Source organism: Streptomyces sp. NPDC006332 (assembly GCF_040612855.1).
Taxonomy (GTDB): Bacteria; Actinomycetota; Actinomycetes; order Streptomycetales; family Streptomycetaceae; genus Streptomyces.
In genome coordinates, this window is the sequence record NZ_JBEXRA010000016.1 from 1 (window position 1) to 16,719 (window position 16,719).

Annotated in this window: 17 protein-coding genes; 8 read left to right on the forward strand and 9 right to left on the reverse strand. The window is 70.5% G+C overall.

Annotation, left to right across the window (positions count from 1 at the left end; translation table 11 throughout):
- The first annotated feature begins 192 nt into the window (after positions 1–192).
- Entirely contained in the window at positions 193–1,056 is an 864-nt protein-coding gene (locus tag ABZ027_RS16635; protein WP_356768785.1) for an alpha/beta hydrolase, read from the forward strand.
- Here ABZ027_RS16635 and ABZ027_RS16640 read toward each other — a convergent pair.
- Complete coding sequence (locus tag ABZ027_RS16640) at positions 1,053–1,946, reverse strand: NYN domain-containing protein (protein ID WP_356768787.1); 894 nt, start codon at positions 1,944–1,946, stop codon at positions 1,053–1,055. The genes ABZ027_RS16635 and ABZ027_RS16640 overlap by 4 nt on opposite strands.
- 235 nt (positions 1,947–2,181) lie before the next feature.
- On the opposite strand from ABZ027_RS16640, the gene ABZ027_RS16645 reads away from it, so the two are divergent.
- Positions 2,182–2,334, forward strand: coding sequence for a hypothetical protein (locus tag ABZ027_RS16645; protein WP_356768789.1), 153 nt, complete (start codon positions 2,182–2,184; stop codon positions 2,332–2,334).
- Between the two features lie 89 nt (positions 2,335–2,423).
- On the opposite strand, the gene ABZ027_RS16650 is transcribed toward ABZ027_RS16645, so the two are convergent.
- The 3 genes from ABZ027_RS16650 to ABZ027_RS16660 all read right to left on the reverse strand — a co-directional run bounded on the left by ABZ027_RS16650 (position 2,424) and on the right by ABZ027_RS16660 (position 4,794).
- Complete coding sequence (locus ABZ027_RS16650) at positions 2,424–3,029, reverse strand: MarC family protein (RefSeq protein ID WP_356768791.1); 606 nt, start codon at positions 3,027–3,029, stop codon at positions 2,424–2,426.
- Positions 3,030–3,077: 48 nt separating this feature from the next.
- Positions 3,078–3,935, reverse strand: coding sequence for a PHP domain-containing protein (locus ABZ027_RS16655; protein ID WP_356768793.1), 858 nt, complete (start codon positions 3,933–3,935; stop codon positions 3,078–3,080).
- 217 nt (positions 3,936–4,152) lie between these two features.
- Positions 4,153–4,794, reverse strand: a complete 642-nt coding sequence (locus ABZ027_RS16660) for a DUF6758 family protein (protein WP_356768795.1) — start codon at positions 4,792–4,794, stop codon at positions 4,153–4,155.
- 161 nt (positions 4,795–4,955) lie between these two features.
- On the opposite strand from ABZ027_RS16660, the gene ABZ027_RS16665 reads away from it, so the two are divergent.
- A complete protein-coding gene (locus tag ABZ027_RS16665) occupies positions 4,956–6,206 on the forward strand; it encodes an MFS transporter (RefSeq protein WP_356768797.1) in 1,251 nt (416 codons plus the stop codon).
- 42 nt (positions 6,207–6,248) lie between these two features.
- Here the strand turns inward: ABZ027_RS16665 and ABZ027_RS16670 are convergent, their stop codons facing one another.
- Positions 6,249–6,845: a suppressor of fused domain protein gene (locus ABZ027_RS16670; protein ID WP_356768799.1), complete on the reverse strand. Its 597-nt coding sequence runs from the start codon at positions 6,843–6,845 to the stop codon at positions 6,249–6,251.
- A gap of 499 nt (positions 6,846–7,344) precedes the next feature.
- Between ABZ027_RS16670 and ABZ027_RS16675 the strand changes: the two genes are divergently transcribed.
- Both ABZ027_RS16675 and ABZ027_RS16680 read left to right on the forward strand, forming a co-directional pair.
- Positions 7,345–8,463, forward strand: a complete 1,119-nt coding sequence (locus ABZ027_RS16675) for a magnesium and cobalt transport protein CorA (protein WP_356768801.1) — start codon at positions 7,345–7,347, stop codon at positions 8,461–8,463.
- 23 nt (positions 8,464–8,486) lie between these two features.
- The gene (locus ABZ027_RS16680; protein WP_356768803.1) at positions 8,487–8,999 is read left to right on the forward strand and encodes a hypothetical protein; all 513 of its coding nucleotides are present in this window, start codon (positions 8,487–8,489) and stop codon (positions 8,997–8,999) included.
- A 34-nt stretch (positions 9,000–9,033) separates the two neighbouring features.
- On the opposite strand, the gene ABZ027_RS16685 is transcribed toward ABZ027_RS16680, so the two are convergent.
- On the reverse strand, positions 9,034–9,786 hold the full coding sequence (locus ABZ027_RS16685; protein WP_356768805.1) for a hypothetical protein: 753 nt from the start codon (positions 9,784–9,786) through the stop codon (positions 9,034–9,036).
- A gap of 283 nt (positions 9,787–10,069) precedes the next feature.
- Between ABZ027_RS16685 and ABZ027_RS16690 the strand changes: the two genes are divergently transcribed.
- The 3 genes from ABZ027_RS16690 to ABZ027_RS16700 are packed head-to-tail and all read left to right on the forward strand — an operon-like array spanning position 10,070 to position 13,196.
- Positions 10,070–11,422, forward strand: coding sequence for a CBS domain-containing protein (locus tag ABZ027_RS16690; RefSeq protein WP_356768807.1), 1,353 nt, complete (start codon positions 10,070–10,072; stop codon positions 11,420–11,422).
- On the forward strand, positions 11,412–12,020 hold the full coding sequence (locus ABZ027_RS16695; RefSeq protein ID WP_356768809.1) for a DUF1003 domain-containing protein: 609 nt from the start codon (positions 11,412–11,414) through the stop codon (positions 12,018–12,020). Before ABZ027_RS16690 ends, ABZ027_RS16695 begins: the two co-directional genes overlap by 11 nt.
- 42 nt (positions 12,021–12,062) lie before the next feature.
- Positions 12,063–13,196 carry an Mrp/NBP35 family ATP-binding protein gene (locus ABZ027_RS16700; protein WP_356768811.1) on the forward strand — a complete coding sequence of 378 codons (1,134 nt, stop codon included), beginning with the start codon at positions 12,063–12,065 and terminating at the stop codon, positions 13,194–13,196.
- A gap of 147 nt (positions 13,197–13,343) precedes the next feature.
- On the opposite strand, the gene ABZ027_RS16705 is transcribed toward ABZ027_RS16700, so the two are convergent.
- The 3 genes from ABZ027_RS16705 to ABZ027_RS16715 form a co-directional block, all read right to left on the reverse strand.
- A complete protein-coding gene (locus ABZ027_RS16705; protein WP_356768813.1) occupies positions 13,344–14,000 on the reverse strand; it encodes a hypothetical protein in 657 nt (218 codons plus the stop codon).
- 230 nt (positions 14,001–14,230) lie between these two features.
- On the reverse strand, positions 14,231–14,671 hold the full coding sequence (locus ABZ027_RS16710) for a sec-independent translocase (protein ID WP_356768815.1): 441 nt from the start codon (positions 14,669–14,671) through the stop codon (positions 14,231–14,233).
- A gap of 199 nt (positions 14,672–14,870) precedes the next feature.
- Positions 14,871–16,577: a trypsin-like peptidase domain-containing protein gene (locus tag ABZ027_RS16715; RefSeq protein ID WP_356768817.1), complete on the reverse strand. Its 1,707-nt coding sequence runs from the start codon at positions 16,575–16,577 to the stop codon at positions 14,871–14,873.
- Positions 16,578–16,719: the final 142 nt, after the last annotated feature.

Here is a 16,719-nt window from a genome sequence, read left to right on the forward strand (position 1 = left end):
AACGGCGGTGCCTTCATCCGCGGTCACATCCTCGCCGGCACAGCCACGGAGGTTCCTATCCCCGGCACCGGGCTTTCCGTCCCCGGCTTTGTGAGGAACCGGGCCGTCGACGTTTCCCGCCCCGGGCCACCGACCTGCGCGCCCCGCCTCCCGACCCGGTACGGCGGGACGCCGACCCGATAATCTCCCCCCGTGAGCCGTCGCGTCTCCTTCACCCCGCCCCCCGGCGCCCGCGCCTACCCCCTGCGCACCGCACGCGGTGAATTCGCCGTCGTGGACAGCCCGGTGGTCGGCGCCGAGCCGAGGGGCACCGTCCTGATGCTGCCCGGGTTCACCGGCAGCAAGGAGGACTTCACGCTGCTGCACGAGCCGCTCACGGCGCGCGGATACCGGATCGTGGCGGTGGACGGGCGGGGCCAGTTCGAGTCGGACGGCCCCGAGGACGACGAGTCCGCCTACGCGCGGGAAGAGCTGGCGCGGGACGTGCTCGCGCAGGCCGAAGCCGTCGGGACGCCCGTGCATCTGCTGGGGCACTCTCTCGGCGGGCAGATCGCCCGGGCGGCGGTACTGCTCGACCACTCCCCCTTCCGTTCGCTCACACTCATGTCCTCCGGCCCGGCGCAGATCTCCGACTCCCAGCAGCAGCGCGTGAAGCTGCTACGGGACGCGCTCGCCGTGATGGGCATGGCCGAGGTATGGGAGGCAATCCAGGCGATGGGTCCGCCGGAGGAGGTCGGCGGGCCCGCCGTCGGCATCGGCGACCAGGTCCAGCTGCGGCGCCGCTGGCTGGGTACAAAGCGCGCCCAACTCCTCGCCACGGGACGCGAGTTGTGCACCGAGCCGGACCGGGTCGCCGAACTCGCGGCCGCCCCGCTGCCCTTCCACGTACTGTCGGGCGCCCACGACGACACCTGGCCGGTGACGCTCCTCGACGACATGGCCGTACGGCTCCGGGCGCGCCGGACGGTCGTCCCCGGCGCCGAGCACTCCCCGAACGCGGACCAGCCCGAGCCGACCGCACACGCCCTCGCCGACTTCTGGGACGGCTCCCGCTAACACAAGGTCTGCAGGTGCTCCCAGAACCCGTCCCGCAGGGACCGGCGCAGGTCCGCCTGGCCGCGCAGCGAGTACTGGAGCAGCCCTTCCGCCTCCACCAGGAGTTCCTGGTCCACGGAGCCGGGGAGATAGGGGTGGCCCGGCAGGAGTTCGACGAGTGACTCGCGGCCCCGCGCGGCCAGCCACTTCGCCGCGATCTGCGCGCCCACGAAACGCACGCCCTCGCGGGTGGGACGGGACGCCGTCGCCTCGTAGGCGGGGGCCACGCGCCGGGACACGTACGGCTTGAAGAAGTCGAGGTCGAAGGTGCGCTGGCTGTCGACCTCCCAGAGCAGCGGCTCGGCCTGGTTGCGGCCCTCGGGCGCCTCGATGCCCCACAGGTGCACGCGGGCGCCGTACCCCTGCGCCGCCTCCACCGCGGAGACCAGGTCCTCGTCGCCGCCGAGCAGTGCCGCGTCGCTGATGGCGCGGTGCCGGGCGAGGGACTCCAGGTCGGAGCGGATGAGCGAGTCGACGCCCTTCTGCTGGTTGTTCGCGTTCAGGTTGCCCAGTCGGACCTTGACGTCCGGGAGCTCGGCGATGGACTGCTGCTCCGCCGTGTGGATGCGGCGTCTGGCGCCGTCGTACCAGTAGACCCTGAGCAGCCGGCTGTCCGCGAAGATGGTGCGGGCCCGGTCGATGAGCGCCTCGATCAGCCCCTCGGCGTCGAGGTCGTAGGAGCGGCGGTCCTCCGTACCGGCCACCAGTCGCCCCGCTGCCGCGTACAGGTATCCCGCGTCGACGAAGATGGCGTGCGTCGAGGGCGTCTTCGCCACCTCGGCGAGCATGCGTTGGAGCAGCTCGTTGGTGCGGTCGATGCGGGCACTGAGGGCCGCGAGGTCTTCGTTCATCGCCACCATTGTCCCGGCGGTCACGCTGCGAACACAACTGGTCCCGGTCAGTCTCCTCCCGGTTCGTCCACACCGCTTACCGGTCAGTAGTTAGCCGTTCGAAAAATTTCTTTAGCGTAGGGAATGTTTGTAACACGCATCCCGTTGACTAGTACGGAACAGGGAGCACCGATGCCTCTTGTTCCGTCCGCCAAGTAGTTCTCCGCAGGAGGATGACCAGACGAAGGGAGAAGCCATGCGCTTCGAAATCATGCGACTGGACGATGTCGACGGTACCCCCGTGGACAGCACCGTCGTAGACGCCGCCTCCGTCAACCGTATCGTTCAGCAGGCTGCCTCGATCGGGCAGCGGCTGTGGATCCGCCCGGCCGACGCCTCGGCCTCATAACCCCGGGTCCCTCTCCGTTTTCAGAGCCCCCGTTCGGTACCGATGCCGAGCGGGGGCTCTGCGCGTACCACACGCCCAGGGGCGGCCGCCTATCCCGCTCGGACCACCTGGGTGACCCCGTTGATGATCTGCTGTACGGCGATCGCGGAGAGCATCATGCCCGCGAGGCGCGTCACCAGGACCACGCCGCCGTCCTTGATGACCCGGATGATCACCAGCGAGTACCGCATCACCACCCACAGAACGACATGGACAGCGATGATCGCCGACCACACCGACACCTGCGACACGAGACCGTCGGTCTTCTGGACGGCCAGGATCACCGACACGATCGCGCCCGGCCCGGCCAGCAGCGGCATGCCCAGCGGTACCAGGGCCACGTTGACGTCCTTGGTCTGTTTCGGCTCGTCCGTCTTGCCGGTGAGCAGGTCAAGCGCGACCAACAGGAGCAGCAACCCGCCCGCGATCATCAGCGCGGGCACGGAGACATGCAGGTAGTTGAGGATCTGGTGCCCGAGGAGCCCGAAGACGGTGATCACCCCGCCGGCCACGCACACGGCCTGGAAGGCCATCCGCTTCTGCACCTTGGCCGGGCGGCCGGCGGTCAGTGCGAGGAAGATCGGGGTGATCCCGGGGGGATCCATGATCACGAAGAGGGTCAGGAAGAGGGAGCCGAAGATGGCGACGTCGAACATGAAGGCCTTGCGGAACGGGAGAGGGAAGCGGACGTGCGGGAGGTGACCTCAGGCCCCGCCGGTCCCCGGCACCGGGAAGGCGCCCGTCGCACGTCGCGTGATCTCCCCGTACACCTCGGGGTCGGTCGTGTACTCGCCGAGCGAGACGGTCTTGCGGCTGCCGTGGTAGTCGGAGGAGCCCGTGGTCAGGAGTCCCAGTTCCGCGGCGAGCGCCCGCAGTCGCGTGCGCGCGTCCGTGTCGTGGTCCATGTGGTCGACCTCGATGCCGTCCAGTCCGGCCGCGGCCATCTCGGCGATCGCGGATTCCGGCACCGTACGGCCCCGCTTGGCGGCGGCCGGATGCGCGAACACGGTGACCCCGCCCGCGCCCTTGACCAGCCGGATCGCCTCGAACGGGTCGGTCTCGTGCTTCGGTACGTAGGCCCGGCCGCCGTCCGCCAGCCACTCCTCGGTGAACGCGTCACCCACGGTGGGCACGACGCCGAGGTCGACCAGGGCGGTGGCGACATGCGGGCGCCCCACCGATCCGTCTCCGGCGATCCGCGCGACCTGCTCCCAAGTCACGGGCACACCCAGCTCGTTGAGCTTGGCGACCATCGCCCGCGCCCGCGGCACCCGGTCGTCCCGCACCAGCTCCCGCTCGGCGAGCAGCGCCGGCTCCTCGGGGTCGAAGAGGTAGGCCAGCATGTGCATGGAGACGCCGTCGATACGGCAGGACAGCTCGGCCCCGGTGACCAGCGTGAGCCCCTCCGGCAACGCGGCGGTCGCCTCGGCGTACCCACGGGTGGTGTCGTGATCGGTCAGGGCGACGACGTCCAGACCGGCGAGGGCGGCATTGCGGACCAGCTCAGAAGGGGTGTCCGTACCGTCGGACGCCGTGGAGTGGCAGTGCAGATCGATACGCACGACACGGACTCCAAGCAACGACGGGACAGCAACAGACGCTCCAGGATAACCGGACTTCCACCACCCCTGTCACACCCGCAGCAGGGATTCACCCCCTACACACCCCCACAGCAGCACCCCAAAGGGGCGCGGGGAACTGCGCGACCAGCCACCAAGCACCCGCGGACGACCACGAACCGCGGCCCCCACCACCCAACTCACCCACCCCAGCGGAGCGCTACGGCTTGAGCAAGCGCGGCGACAACGCCCCGCACGGCACCAACTCCACCTCCGCGCCCGCGTCCCGCAGATCCGTCAGCACCAGTTCGTCGTACATCAGCAATCCGGACTGCTCGGGCCACACCACCGCCCACACCCACAGCCCCAGCGCCTCGCCCGCGAAGACGGCGCGGTCACCGGGGGCGCCGGCCACATGCCAGAGCGGGGTCGGACGGCCGGCGGCCAGCACCTTGGCCTGGGGCGGCTTCTCCACGCTCATGTACGGGCCCGGGTCCGGGCCGTCGATGCCCGCATAGCGCGCGCCGAGACCGACGCCGAGTTCCTCGGCCACCAGGATCAGCTCACCCATGCCGCCCAGCGGTCCGGGCCCGGAGCAGGCCACCGCCGTCGCCCGGCCGCCGCTGCGGTCGTCGCCCGCGCAGGCGACGCCGGTGAACAGCCAGCCGACCGGCAGCGGCCACGGCATCCACACCGGCACCTTGGTGCGGTGAACCACCACTTGGAGGGCCTCGACGCTGGGCGGGATCACGGGCTGCACCGGATGCACGGTGCCGTGCAGATCGCACTGCCAGCTATCGGCGAAGAGTCCGGGAGCCCTGACCCGGCCACCACACTTCGGGCAACTGGGTTCGCCCCTCATAGCGCCCCACGGTCCTACCACCCGCCCGCCACGTCAAGGGACGATCACCCGTCCGAGCGGAAGCCGCTCACCTGGGAAAACTAGATGTAGCTTGCATTTATTAGGCACCCTAACCTATTGTGTGTATATACCAACTACCTCACTCGGGATGGGAGCACACGATGGGAGCACGCCAGGACCCCGCAAGCCAGGATCCCTTCGACGCGGGAGCCGGCAGCATCCTGCGCCAGCCCAAGGCGGTGTGGGCCACGGCCGGCGCGTCCGTCGTCGCCTTCATGGGCATCGGACTCGTCGACCCGATCCTGCCGTCCATCGCCTCGGGCCTGAACGCCACCGCCAGCCAGGTCTCCCTCCTCTTCACCTCCTACTTCCTCATCACCGCGATCGCGATGCTGGTCACCGGCTTCGTCTCCAGCCGGATCGGCGGCAAGAAGACCCTGCTGCTCGGCCTCACGCTGGTCGTGGTCTTCGCGGGCCTCGCGGGCACCTCGGGTTCGGTCGGCGAACTGGTCGGCTTCCGGGCCGGCTGGGGCCTCGGCAACGCGCTGTTCGTCTCGACCGCCCTCGCGGTCATCGTCGGCGCGGCGGCCGGCGGGAGCGCGGCCGCGATCCTGCTGTACGAGTCCGCCCTCGGCCTAGGCATGGCGTGCGGGCCCCTGCTGGGCGCACTGCTCGGTGACGCCAGCTGGCGCTACCCCTTCTTCGGCACCGCGTTCCTGATGGCCATCGGCTTCCTGTGCATCACCGTGTTCCTGAAGGAACAGCCGAAGCCGGCCCGGAAGACCTCACTGCTGGACCCGATCAAGGCCCTCGGCCACGGCGGCCTCGCCTCCGCCGCGGGCTCGGCGTTCTTCTACAACTACACGTTCTTCACCGTGCTGGCCTTCACCCCGTTCGTGCTCGACATGACCCCGTACAAGTCGGGAGCGGTCTTCTTCGCCTGGGGTGTGCTGCTCGCGGTCTTCTCGGTGATCGTGGCCCCGCGCCTGCAGGAGCGGTTCGGCTCCCTGAAGGTGCTCGGCGGCTCGCTGGTACTGCTCGCGGCCGACGTACTCGTCCTCGGATACGGCAGCCACACCATGGCCGTGGTCTGCACGATCCTGTCCGGTGCCTTCATCGGCGTGAACAACACCGTGTACACGGAGCTGGCCCTGGGCGTCTCGGACGCGCCGCGTCCGGTGGCCAGCGCGGGCTACAACTTCGTGCGCTGGTTCGCGGCGGCCGCCGCGCCCTACTTCGCGCCGAAGATCGAGGAGTGGACCGACATCCACATCCCGTTCGTGGTCGCGGCGGTGACGGCACTCCTGGGCGCGCTGGTGGTCGTCGTACGCCGGAAGGCGCTCACGCACGAGGCAGAGGAGCTGGAACCGCAGCACGCGACCGAGGACAGCGTCGCCGTGTTCGTCAACTGACACATTTCGGCCACCGGTTGGTGACCTTCCTCACCTGGAGGGTCAGGCCAGCGGGACGGACCTGCGGGACGGATCCCGCAGGTCCGTCCCGTTCGTCAGCCAGCGCTCCTGGAGGGCCTGGGCTCCGTGCACGCGCTTCCAGGCCGCCTCGTTCGGGGTCATCGGCAGCAGCGGCAGGAACCGTACGGGATCCAGGGGGTCATCGAGCTCCAGGTCCTCCACCAGACCGCCGGGCTCGGCGACCAGCACCGAGGTGAACGGGGCGTCGGGCCACAACGGTCCGCCGACGTCGAGGGAGGCTCCGGGAGCCACGATCAGACCCTCGACCTGCGGGGACGCGGCGAGAACGGCGAGCGGACGAAGCACCTTGTCGGTGTCGGCGAGACCGGAACGCACCGACAGGAACAGTTCGGCACGCGGGCCCTTGACCGGGTCGGCGAGCGCCGCCGTGGGGTCGGTCATGGGGTGCGCGGACATGCCGAGCGTGGCGTAACGGACCACCCCGCCCTCCTGGCCGGTGTCCTGGAAACGCAGAACCTCGATGCGGTCCGTGCCGAGGAAGGTGACCGCCGCGCGGGCGTCCGGTGTGCCGAGCGCGGTGCGCAACCGGGCCTCGACCAGAGGAAGAACATCAGCCATGCGGCGAGCATAGAACTCGTCAGTACAGGGCAAAGCAGCGCCTTGACAGTTCGGGCGACTGCTACTCTTGCCCGGTGGTTCGGGGCAGCACGCAGAAGCGTCGCGGTCAAGCCCCGACGCCGACGACACTCCCTTACGAGGGACCGGCCGGAGGAGGTGGGGCTGCAATGGACCGAAGTCGACCGTGCAGTAGCACCCGCTCTTCCCGCCGCTGATGTAGCTGCTCCGGTTCTGGCTGACTGCCACCTCTCGCACTCACTGCACCGCGGAAGAGCGCTTCGTTTCGTTTTACCTGATCTGTCTGATCTGCCTGCCTGAATCAGTACCTGTATCAGTAGCGAAGCTCGCCACCGCGACGGTGCGGTGCTCCCCGCTTTGTGGACGTGCCAAACATTCCTCGCCTCCCTCGAAGAGGAGGCCCCGTGTCAGGACGTCCCCATTCCGGGTTGTTCCACCCGTCGCCGGCGGCCTTTCGTTGCCTGTCACGAAGGAGCCAGCCATGTCGATGATCCGCGACCTGCGTGCCGTGGTCCGCCCGTCCCGCATCTCCCTGCGCAAGGACACCGGCCTCTACGACACCACCCGTGACCCCTCGACGCCCTCCGCCGTCGTCGACTGCGCCGTCTACCGCGACGGCGCCCGCGTCGAGCAGGACAAGCCCCTGACCCCGCACGACGCGATGCGCGTCGTGCGCCGCGACGGCGGCTTCGTGTGGATCGGGCTGCACGAGCCGACCGAGGCCGAATTCGCCGGTATCGCCAGGGAGTTCGGACTGCACCCGCTGGCCGTGGAGGACGCCGTGCAGGCCCACCAGCGGCCCAAGCTGGAGCGGTACGACGACTCCCTCTTCACCGTCTTCAAGACCATCCACTACGTCGAGCACGACCGGCTCACCGCCAACAGCGAGGTCGTCGAGACCGGCGAGGTCATGTGCTTCACCGGACGGGACTTCTTCATCACCGTGCGGCACGGCGGCCAGGGCTCGCTGCGGGCCCTGCGCCACCGCCTCCAGGACGACCCCGAGCTGCTCGCCAAGGGCCCCTCGGCGGTGCTGCACGCGATCGCCGACCACGTCGTCGACGGCTACATCGCGGTCGCCGACGCGGTGCAGGACGACATCGACGAGGTGGAGACCGAGGTCTTCTCGCCGGGGCGGCGGGGCGGGGTCTCGCGTGGTGTGGACTCGGCGCGGATCTACCAACTCAAGCGTGAGGTGCTGGAGTTCAAGAGGGCGGTGTCGCCGCTGCTGCGTCCCATGCAGCTGCTCAGCGAGCGGCCCATGCGGCTGGTCGACCCGGACATCCAGAAGTACTTCCGGGACGTCGCCGACCACCTCGCCCGCGTCCAGGAGCAGGTCGTCGGCTTCGACGAACTGCTCAACTCGATCCTCCAGGCCAACCTCGCGCAGGCCTCCGTCGCGCAGAACGAGGACATGCGGAAGATCACCTCGTGGGCCGCGATCATCGCCGTACCGACGATGGTCTGCGGGGTCTACGGGATGAACTTCGACTACATGCCGGAGACGCACTGGAAGTACGGCTACCCGGCGATCATGTCCGGCACGGTGGCCCTCTGCCTGGTCATCCACCGCACGCTGAAGCGCAACGGCTGGCTCTGACGGCAGCTGGTTAGGGTGGACGCATGAACTCCGAGCTGCTCGAACGGGCCCTCGTCGAGGAGGCCACGAAGAAGTCCGGCCTCCTCTGGGCCCAGGGTCCCGGTTCGCCGGCCCGTGCCCTGTGGCACGTGTGGCACGAGGGCGCGGCCTGTCTGGTCGGCGACGGGCCCGGTGAGCAGCCCCTGCCGGGGCTGGCCGACGGGGCCGACGCCGAGGTCACGGTCCGCAGCAAGGACAAGGGTGGCCGGCTGGTCTCCTGGACGGCGAAGGTCGTGGAGCTGGCGTCCGGGTCCCCCGAGTGGGAGGCGACGGTCGCCGAACTCAAGGGAAAGCGCCTGAACGCGCCCGACGGTGAGGCGATGACGGAGCGCTGGTCCCGCGAGTGCCGGGTCCTGCGCCTGGAGCCGACCGGCGCGAGAGCGCCGCTGCCCGACGGCGACCTGGCCGAGGCCCCGCTGCCGACCCCGGCGACCACCCGCGGGCCGATGCCGGCCGGCCTGCCGCGGCTGCTCGGGAGGAAACGCCGGCGCAAGTAGCCGGGAGAGCGGCGCGGTTCGGCACCAAAAGGGCCTACGACGTCGGCAACTGCTTGCCGTAGTCCACCGTCTCGTCCTTCTCCGGTTCGGCCAGGGTGAAGTCCTTGCCCCAGGCCGAGAAGGTCAGGGTGCCCGCGCCGCCCGCCCTGACCAGGCGCAGGGGGTAGGGCTTCCCGTCGAGGGAGACGTCGAGGGTGCCGCCGGAGCCGGCGTCGCCGGTGACGCGGACGGTGCGCAGGCCCGCCTGCTCGTGGCGGCCGTCCGTTTCCAACGTGCCGTGCAGGGTCAGCAGACCGTCGAGGAGGACGTCCATGTCCGTGAAGACGCTGAACTTCTTGTACGAGGGGTCGCCCTGGGGCACCTTCACGTACTTGCCGTCGAGCTTCTCGCCCGCCGCGGTGTCCCCGTCGTCGCCCTTGCCGTCCGCGCCGGTCCAGAAGTCCGCGTCGGCCTTCAGGAAGAGCTCCTCGCCCACCCGCAGCAGCTGGAAGGTCGTCCCCTCCGCGGTCACCGCCCCGGAGGCACCGTCCGCCTTCAGCCGCATGTCGAGCTTGTACGTACGGCCGCCTGCGACCACGTTGCCGGCCAGCCGCACGGTGTCGGCGGACTCGGCGGCGGAACGGGACCGGGCCTGGATCTGGGCGGCGGACAGCTTGCCGACCCCGTTGGTGCCCTTGTCCGGGTCCTCTCCGCCGCATCCCGTCAGGACCGTCCCCGTCGCGGCCAGGGCGCACACGGCACCCACCAGTGCGGCCCTGCGGGGCAGGCGCCGGGGAATCGCAGTCACAGGTGGGGCTGCCTTTCTGACGAGGGTCCTTCAGGGGGCCTGGCGCGATGAGCGCCCGCGCGACCCGGCCGGGCACGGTGCGAGGACCCCTCTGCGGCGTACGGCAGCGTACCGGGGTCCGGCGGCCCCGGCTGAGCCGGACCGTCCGGACCGCTCACCAGGGCGTATCCGATGCGGACGGGCTAGCCTGAAGCCCACCCGAGCGGGCAATTCGGATAACGGACCCAGCAGGCGACCCAGGACCCGACTTCTCACGAATCCCGCACGAAAAGGAAGCACAGCCATGGCAGCCGGCGCCCCCCGGATCTTCGTCTCGCACCTCGCCGGCGTCGCGGTCTTCGACCCGACCGGCGACCAGGTCGGCCGCGTGCGCGACCTGGTGGTCATGCTGCGCGTCGGACGCCGTCCGCCGCGCCTGCTCGGGCTGGTCGTCGAACTGGCCACCCGCCGCCGTATCTTCCTGCCCATCACCAGAGTCACCGGCATCCAGTCCGGCCAGGTCATCACCACCGGCGTGGTCAACGTCCGCCGCTTCGAGCAGCGGCCCACCGAGCGGCTGATGCTCGGGGAACTCCTCGACAGGCGCGTCACGCTCGTCGAGACCGGCGAGGAGGTCACCGTCCTGGACGTGTCGGTGCAGCAGCTGCCGGCCCGCCGGGACTGGGAGATCGACAAGGTGTTCGTCCGCAAGGGAGGCAAGGGCGGCGCCTTCCGGCGCAGGGGCGAGGCGCTGACCGTCGAGTGGTCCGCCGTCACCGGCTTCGCCCTGGAGGAGCACGGACAGGGCGCCGAGAGCCTCCTGGCCACCTTCGAGCAGCTGCGCCCGGCCGACCTCGCCAACGTGCTGCACCATCTCTCCGCGAAGCGGCGCGTCGAGGTCGCCGCCGCCCTCGACGACGACCGCCTAGCCGACGTCCTGGAGGAACTCCCGGAGGACGACCAGATCGAGATCCTCGGCAAGCTGAAGGAGGAGCGCGCCGCGGACGTCCTGGAGGCCATGGACCCGGACGACGCCGCCGACCTGCTCGGCGAGCTGCCGACGAACGACCAGGAACGGCTGCTGAGCCTGATGAAGCCCGCCGACGCGGCCGACATGCGACGCCTGATGTCGTACGAGGAGCACACCGCGGGCGGGCTGATGACGACCGAGCCGATCGTGCTGCGGCCCGACGCCACCGTCGCCGACGCGCTCGCCCGGGTCCGCAACGCCGACCTCTCCCCCGCCCTCGCCGCGCAGGTCTACGTCTGCCGGCCGCCGGACGAGACCCCGACCGGCAAGTACCTGGGCACGGTCCACTTCCAGCGGCTGCTGCGCGACCCCCCGTACACCCTGGTCAGCTCGATCATCGACGACGACCTGCAACCCCTCGACCCGGACGCGGCGCTGCCCCTGGTCGCCGGGTTCTTCGCGACGTACGACATGGTCGCGGCGCCCGTCGTGGACGAGGCCGGGTCGCTGCTGGGCGCGGTGACCGTGGACGATGTACTGGACCACATGCTGCCGGAGGACTGGCGGGAGACCGAGTTCCACCTCGACGAGGACGAGACCGAGGCCGCCGAGGCCGACCGCGCGGAGGACGAGGACGCGGCCGAGCCGGACGGCAAGGACGAGGAGGTGGCCCCGCATGACTCCTGAGCGCGACTCCGGCACCCGCGAGCGCACGCCGGCGGGCGCCACCGCCACCACACGGCCCCGTACGGCCCGTCTGGACCAGCCGCGGCAGTCCCGGCGCCGGATCCTGCCCGAGTGGGACCCGGAGGCCTTCGGACGGCTCTCGGAGCGCATCGCGCGTTTCCTGGGCACCGGCCGGTTCATCGTGTGGATGACGGTCGTCATCATCGCGTGGGTGCTGTGGAACGTCTTCGCGCCGCGGGACCTGCGCTTCGACAACTATCCGTTCATCTTCCTGACCCTGATGCTGTCCCTCCAGGCCTCCTACGCGGCCCCGTTGATCCTGCTCGCGCAGAACAGGCAGGACGACCGCGACCGGGTCAACCTCGAACAGGACCGCAAGCAGAACGAGCGGTCCATCGCGGACACCGAGTACCTGACCCGGGAGATCGCCGCCCTGCGGATCGGTCTGGGCGAGGTCGCGACCCGGGACTGGATCCGCTCCGAGCTGCAGGACATGGTGAAGGAGCTGGAGGGACGGCGCGACGGTCACCACGAGCACAGCGCATTCCACGCGGTTCCGGCAGAACGGCCGCGGGGACGTGACGCAGACGACCGCTGAGAGGCTTTCCGGGGCCGGTGTGCGGCGCCGTACCATCGTCCTATGGCTACGGAAGACGCGGTGCGCGAGGCACTGGCGACGGTGAACGACCCCGAGATCAACCGACCCATCACCGAGCTGGGGATGGTCAAGTCGGTGGACATCGGTGCGGACGGGGCGGTCGCGGTCACCGTGTACCTGACGGTCTCCGGCTGCCCGATGCGCGAGACGATCACACAGCGGGTGACGGACGCGGTCGCCGCGGTGGAGGGCGTCACCCGGGTCGACGTCACGCTGGACGTGATGAGCGACGAGCAGCGCAAGGAGCTGGCGACCGCGCTGCGCGGAGGCCAGACCGAGCGCGAGGTCCCGTTCGCCAAGCCGGGCTCACTCACCCGCGTGTACGCGGTCGCCTCCGGCAAGGGCGGCGTCGGCAAGTCGTCGGTCACCGTGAACCTGGCGGCGTCAATGGCCGCGGACGGTCTGAAGGTGGGCGTGGTCGACGCCGACATCTACGGCCACTCGGTGCCGCGCATGCTGGGTGCCGACGGCAGCCCCACCCAGGTCGAGAACATGATCATGCCGCCGTCCGCGAACGGCGTGAAGGTCATCTCCATCGGCATGTTCACTCCGGGCAACGCCCCGGTCGTCTGGCGCGGCCCGATGCTCCACCGCGCCCTCCAGCAGTTCCTGGCGGACGTGTACTGGGGCGACCTGGACGTCCTTCTGCTGGACCTGCCGCCGGGCACCGGCGACATCGCGATCTCCGTGGCCCAGCTGGTGCCGAACGCCGAGATCCTGGTCGTGACGACGCCTCAGCAGGCGGCGGCCGAGGTGGCCGAGCGGGCGGGCGCCATCGCCGTGCAGACCCACCAGAAGATCGTCGGTGTGGTCGAGAACATGTCCGGCCTTCCGTGCCCGCACTGCGACGAGATGGTCGACGTCTTCGGCACCGGTGGCGGCCAGTCCGTCGCCGACGGCCTGACCCGCACGACCGGGGCCACCGTCCCGGTGCTCGGGTCCATCCCCATCGACGTGCGCCTGCGCGAGGGCGGCGACGAGGGCAAGCCGGTCGTCCTGACCGACCCGGACTCCCCGGCGGGCTCCGCACTGCGGGCGATCGCCGGGAAGCTGGGGGGCCGCCAGCGCGGCCTGTCGGGACTGTCGCTGGGGATCACTCCGCGGAACAAGTTCTAGAGCCCCACCCCGGAGGGGCGCGGGGAACTGCCCGACAAGCCACCAAACACCCGCAGCCGCCGGACAACGAGACGGCCTACGGCGAAGGGGCGCCGCACACAACGGCGCCCCTCAGTCATGCGCAGGCTGGGTCATGCGCAGGCCCGGTCATGCGTACGCGGAAATGTCCTTGATCAGGGCGAAGCCCAACCCGTACGCGCTCATGCCTCTCCCGTACGCGCCCACGTGCACGCCCTCCTGGGTCGGCCCGGCCAGAACCCAGCCGAACTCGGACTCCCGGTAGTGGAAGGGCGTGGGCACCCCGTCCACCGGCAGGGACAGGGTGGACCATTCCGAGCCGTCCAGGTCGTCGGCCAGCGCCCACGCCGTCTCGGTCTGCTGTTCCAGCCAGTCGTCGCGCAGCGTGTGGTCCATGTGTCCGGGCCAGGTGAAGGACAGCAGACCCACGCCCGCGAGCCAGGCCGCCGAGGACACCGACGTGGCCTCCAGGAACCCGGTGCCGTCGGGGCTCCTGCGGGAGGGATTCGCCGCGACGGTCACCACCACCGCGAACTTGTCCTTGTCCTCCGACGCCTCGTTCCGTACGGAGGGCTCGTCGCCGTGTCCGATCGAACCGTGTTCGACGGCCCCGTCGGCCGCCGTCCCCACCTGCATCAGCCAGCGTTGTCCCGTGAAGGCCTCGTCGAGGCCGTACCACGGGAAGGGCGCCAGCAGGTAGCCGTCGACCGTGTGCCGGGCGGAGGGGACGGGTTGTCCGCCCTCCGCGGCCGGCGTCTGCGCGCCTGCCCGACTCGTCGTCTCCATGTGCCCGGACGCCTCCTCGTTCTCGTCGGACCGAACGGCCCGCCCCCCTTCGGGCGGCGTTGCTGATTCGCGTACGGCCCGCACAACAACTCGGCAGCATATCCACACCGCTCCGAGCAGCCGGGAAAGCGCTCGCCGCGTGGGTCGTTCTCAGGGCCCGTTCGGGCCGTACAGCGGCTGGACGGAGTATGAAACGCGTCACGTGCTGTCGCGCACGAGGTGGCTGGGGCTCAGGTGGCGTCCGCGTCGAAGGGCGGGCGGTCGTCCGGCTTCTCGGGCTTCTTCGTCATGTCGACGGTGCCGCCGGAGGTGTCGGAGGACGACCCGGACGAGGTGGAGGAGTCCGACTCACGGCTGTGCACGGCGTCCGTGACCTCGGCCATCTCCTTCTTCAGGTCGAAGCCGTTGCGGATCTCCTTGAGTCCCAGGTCGTCGTTGTCCAACTGCTTGCGGATGAACGTCTTGGGATTGAGGTCCTCGAACTCGAAGTCCTTGAACTCCGGGCCCAGTTCGCTGCGGATGTCCTCCTTGGCGCTCTCCGAGAACTCCCGGATCTTGCGCACGGTCCGCATCACGTCCTGGATGACCTTCGGGAGCTTGTCCGGACCGAAGACGAGCACGGCGAGGACGACGAGCGTCACCACCTCGAGCGGTCCTATGTCATTGAACACCTGAGCTCCTTGCGATGTCCTCGGTCCTCGGCCCTCGGTGGTCAGTGCGGGTCTTCCGTGGTCCGGGCCGGGTCCACGGTACCCGGCGATCCCGTACGACCGGTACTGTCCCGAGGGTTCCGGCTGGGACCGGATGGGCGGTTTTCCGGGTTGTTTGCCTTGCGGGTCGGGGCCCGGGCCCGTCACCTGTGAGGTTTTGTCAGTCGGCGGACGATCCGAGAACCAGCGACAGGGTCTTCTTCTCGCCTTCGCGCTGCACGGTGAGTTCCAGCCGGTCGCCCGGACGGTGGGCGCGGGTCTTGACGATGAGCTCCTCGCCGGAGTGGACGCGCCGACCGTCGACCTCGGTGATGACGTCGCCGGCCTTGATCCCGGCCCGGGCACCGGGGCCGCCGACGGTGACCGCGGGGCCGCCGCCGGCGCCCCTGGAGTCGACGCGGGCGCCGTCGCCGGTGTAGTCCATGTCGAGGGTGACTCCGATGACCGGATGGGTTGCCCGACCGGTGTTGATCAGCTCCTCGGCGACGCGCTTGCCCTGGTTGATCGGTATGGCGAAACCCAGGCCGATGGAGCCTGCCTGGCCGCCGTCGAGGTCGGAGCCGCTGTCCGCGGAGCGGATCGCGGAGTTGATGCCGATGACACGGGCCCGGGCGTCGAGGAGGGGGCCGCCGGAGTTGCCGGGGTTTATCGGCGCGTCGGTCTGCAGGGCGTCCACATAGGACACGTCACTCCCGCCGCTCCCCTTGCCGCCGTCACCGCCTTCACCGCCGGCGGTGATGGGACGTTCCTTCGCGCTGATGATGCCGGAGGTGACGGTGCCGGCCAGGTCGAAGGGGGCACCGATGGCGACGACCGGGTCGCCGACCTGGACGTTGTCCGAGTTGCCCAGGGGCACCGGCTTGAGACCGCTGACGCCTCGGACCCGGACGACCGCGAGGTCGTAGCCGCTGTCCCGGCCGATGACGGTGGCCTCGGCGGTGTCACCGCTGTTGAAGGTCACGGTTATCTCCCCGTCGGCACCGGCGGGCTCCACGACGTGGTTGTTGGTGAGGATGTGGCCGCGGGCGTCGAGCACGAACCCGGTACCGGTGCCCTCTTCCGCGGCGCCGTTCACATGCAGCGTCACCACGCCGGGCAGGGCCCGGGCGGCGATCCCGGCCACGCTGTCCGGAGCCCGCCCGGCGGGCTCGGCGGCGGCCTGCGGCAGCTCCACCGCCCCCAGCCCACCGTTGCGTTCCAGATACGCCCCTACGACGCCGCCCACGCCCCCGGACACGACAGCGAGCAGCACCGCGGCCCCGACCAGCGCTTTCCTGACCCGCTTCCGCCGCTGGTCCCTGTCGGCGACAGCGGCACCGGTCTGCTGGAGCGGGCCGGTCACGGGCGCCCAGGGGTCGTAGTTCTGCCAGGGGGTGGACGGGGGCGGTGCCTCTGCGGCGGGGGCGGGCGCGGGAGCCGCCACGTCCGGGGCTACGGCTGCCGCGGCCGACGCGGGCTCGGGGACCGGGGCTGTCGGGTGCTGTACGGGCGGAGCGGGTGCCCAGGGGCCGGGGCGGCCGTACGGAGGGGTGCTGTAGGGGTCGGGATCGTGCAGGGGCCCGGGTCTCTCGGCCGGGCTGACCGGGGCATCCGGCACGACGGGTTCCGCGGCCCTGAGTTCATAGTCCCCGTCCGGCTCCGCCGACGGCACGTGCGGCGGCCTCAGCGCGAAGTCACCACTACCGGAGACATCGGCAGGATCGGGATGCGTGGCGCGGGCACTCGGCCCGGCGCCGGTCGGTGTCGCCGTCGACATCGGCGAAGGTTCCGCCGCGGCCGCCCCGCCTGTCGCTGCCCCGCTCACGTCGGTCGCCTCGCCCGGCGTCGGCGCCGGACGGTCCGCCTTCGTGGGCTTCCCCTCGTTCATGCTCTCCCCCACAGTCACGGCCACCGGGACCGGCCGTGACCCGGTCCGCCGGTCCGGCCCACGCCCCGTGCGGGTCGTCGGCGGTGGCCGATGTTCGTCGACTCCCCTGGATTCAACCAGGTTCGCGGGCGGCCACGCGGAG

Bases quoted from the DNA above. Each gene is read 5' to 3' on its own strand.
- ABZ027_RS16680 (WP_356768803.1), top strand. From the start codon at position 8,487: ATGAACTCCGAGCTGCTCGAACGGGCCCTCGTCGAGGAGGCCACGAAG.
- ABZ027_RS16695 (WP_356768809.1), top strand. From the start codon at position 11,412: ATGACTCCTGAGCGCGACTCCGGCACCCGCGAGCGCACGCCGGCGGGC.
- ABZ027_RS16670 (WP_356768799.1), bottom strand. From the start codon at position 6,845: ATGGCTGATGTTCTTCCTCTGGTCGAGGCCCGGTTGCGCACCGCGCTC.
- ABZ027_RS16705 (WP_356768813.1), bottom strand. From the start codon at position 14,000: ATGGAGACGACGAGTCGGGCAGGCGCGCAGACGCCGGCCGCGGAGGGC.
- ABZ027_RS16640 (WP_356768787.1), bottom strand. From the start codon at position 1,946: ATGAACGAAGACCTCGCGGCCCTCAGTGCCCGCATCGACCGCACCAAC.
- ABZ027_RS16700 (WP_356768811.1), top strand. From the start codon at position 12,063: ATGGCTACGGAAGACGCGGTGCGCGAGGCACTGGCGACGGTGAACGAC.
- ABZ027_RS16660 (WP_356768795.1), bottom strand. From the start codon at position 4,794: ATGAGGGGCGAACCCAGTTGCCCGAAGTGTGGTGGCCGGGTCAGGGCT.
- ABZ027_RS16690 (WP_356768807.1), top strand. From the start codon at position 10,070: ATGGCAGCCGGCGCCCCCCGGATCTTCGTCTCGCACCTCGCCGGCGTC.
- ABZ027_RS16715 (WP_356768817.1), bottom strand. From the start codon at position 16,577: ATGAACGAGGGGAAGCCCACGAAGGCGGACCGTCCGGCGCCGACGCCG.
- ABZ027_RS16665 (WP_356768797.1), top strand. From the start codon at position 4,956: ATGGGAGCACGCCAGGACCCCGCAAGCCAGGATCCCTTCGACGCGGGA.
- ABZ027_RS16650 (WP_356768791.1), bottom strand. From the start codon at position 3,029: ATGTTCGACGTCGCCATCTTCGGCTCCCTCTTCCTGACCCTCTTCGTG.
- ABZ027_RS16675 (WP_356768801.1), top strand. From the start codon at position 7,345: ATGTCGATGATCCGCGACCTGCGTGCCGTGGTCCGCCCGTCCCGCATC.
- ABZ027_RS16645 (WP_356768789.1), top strand. From the start codon at position 2,182: ATGCGCTTCGAAATCATGCGACTGGACGATGTCGACGGTACCCCCGTG.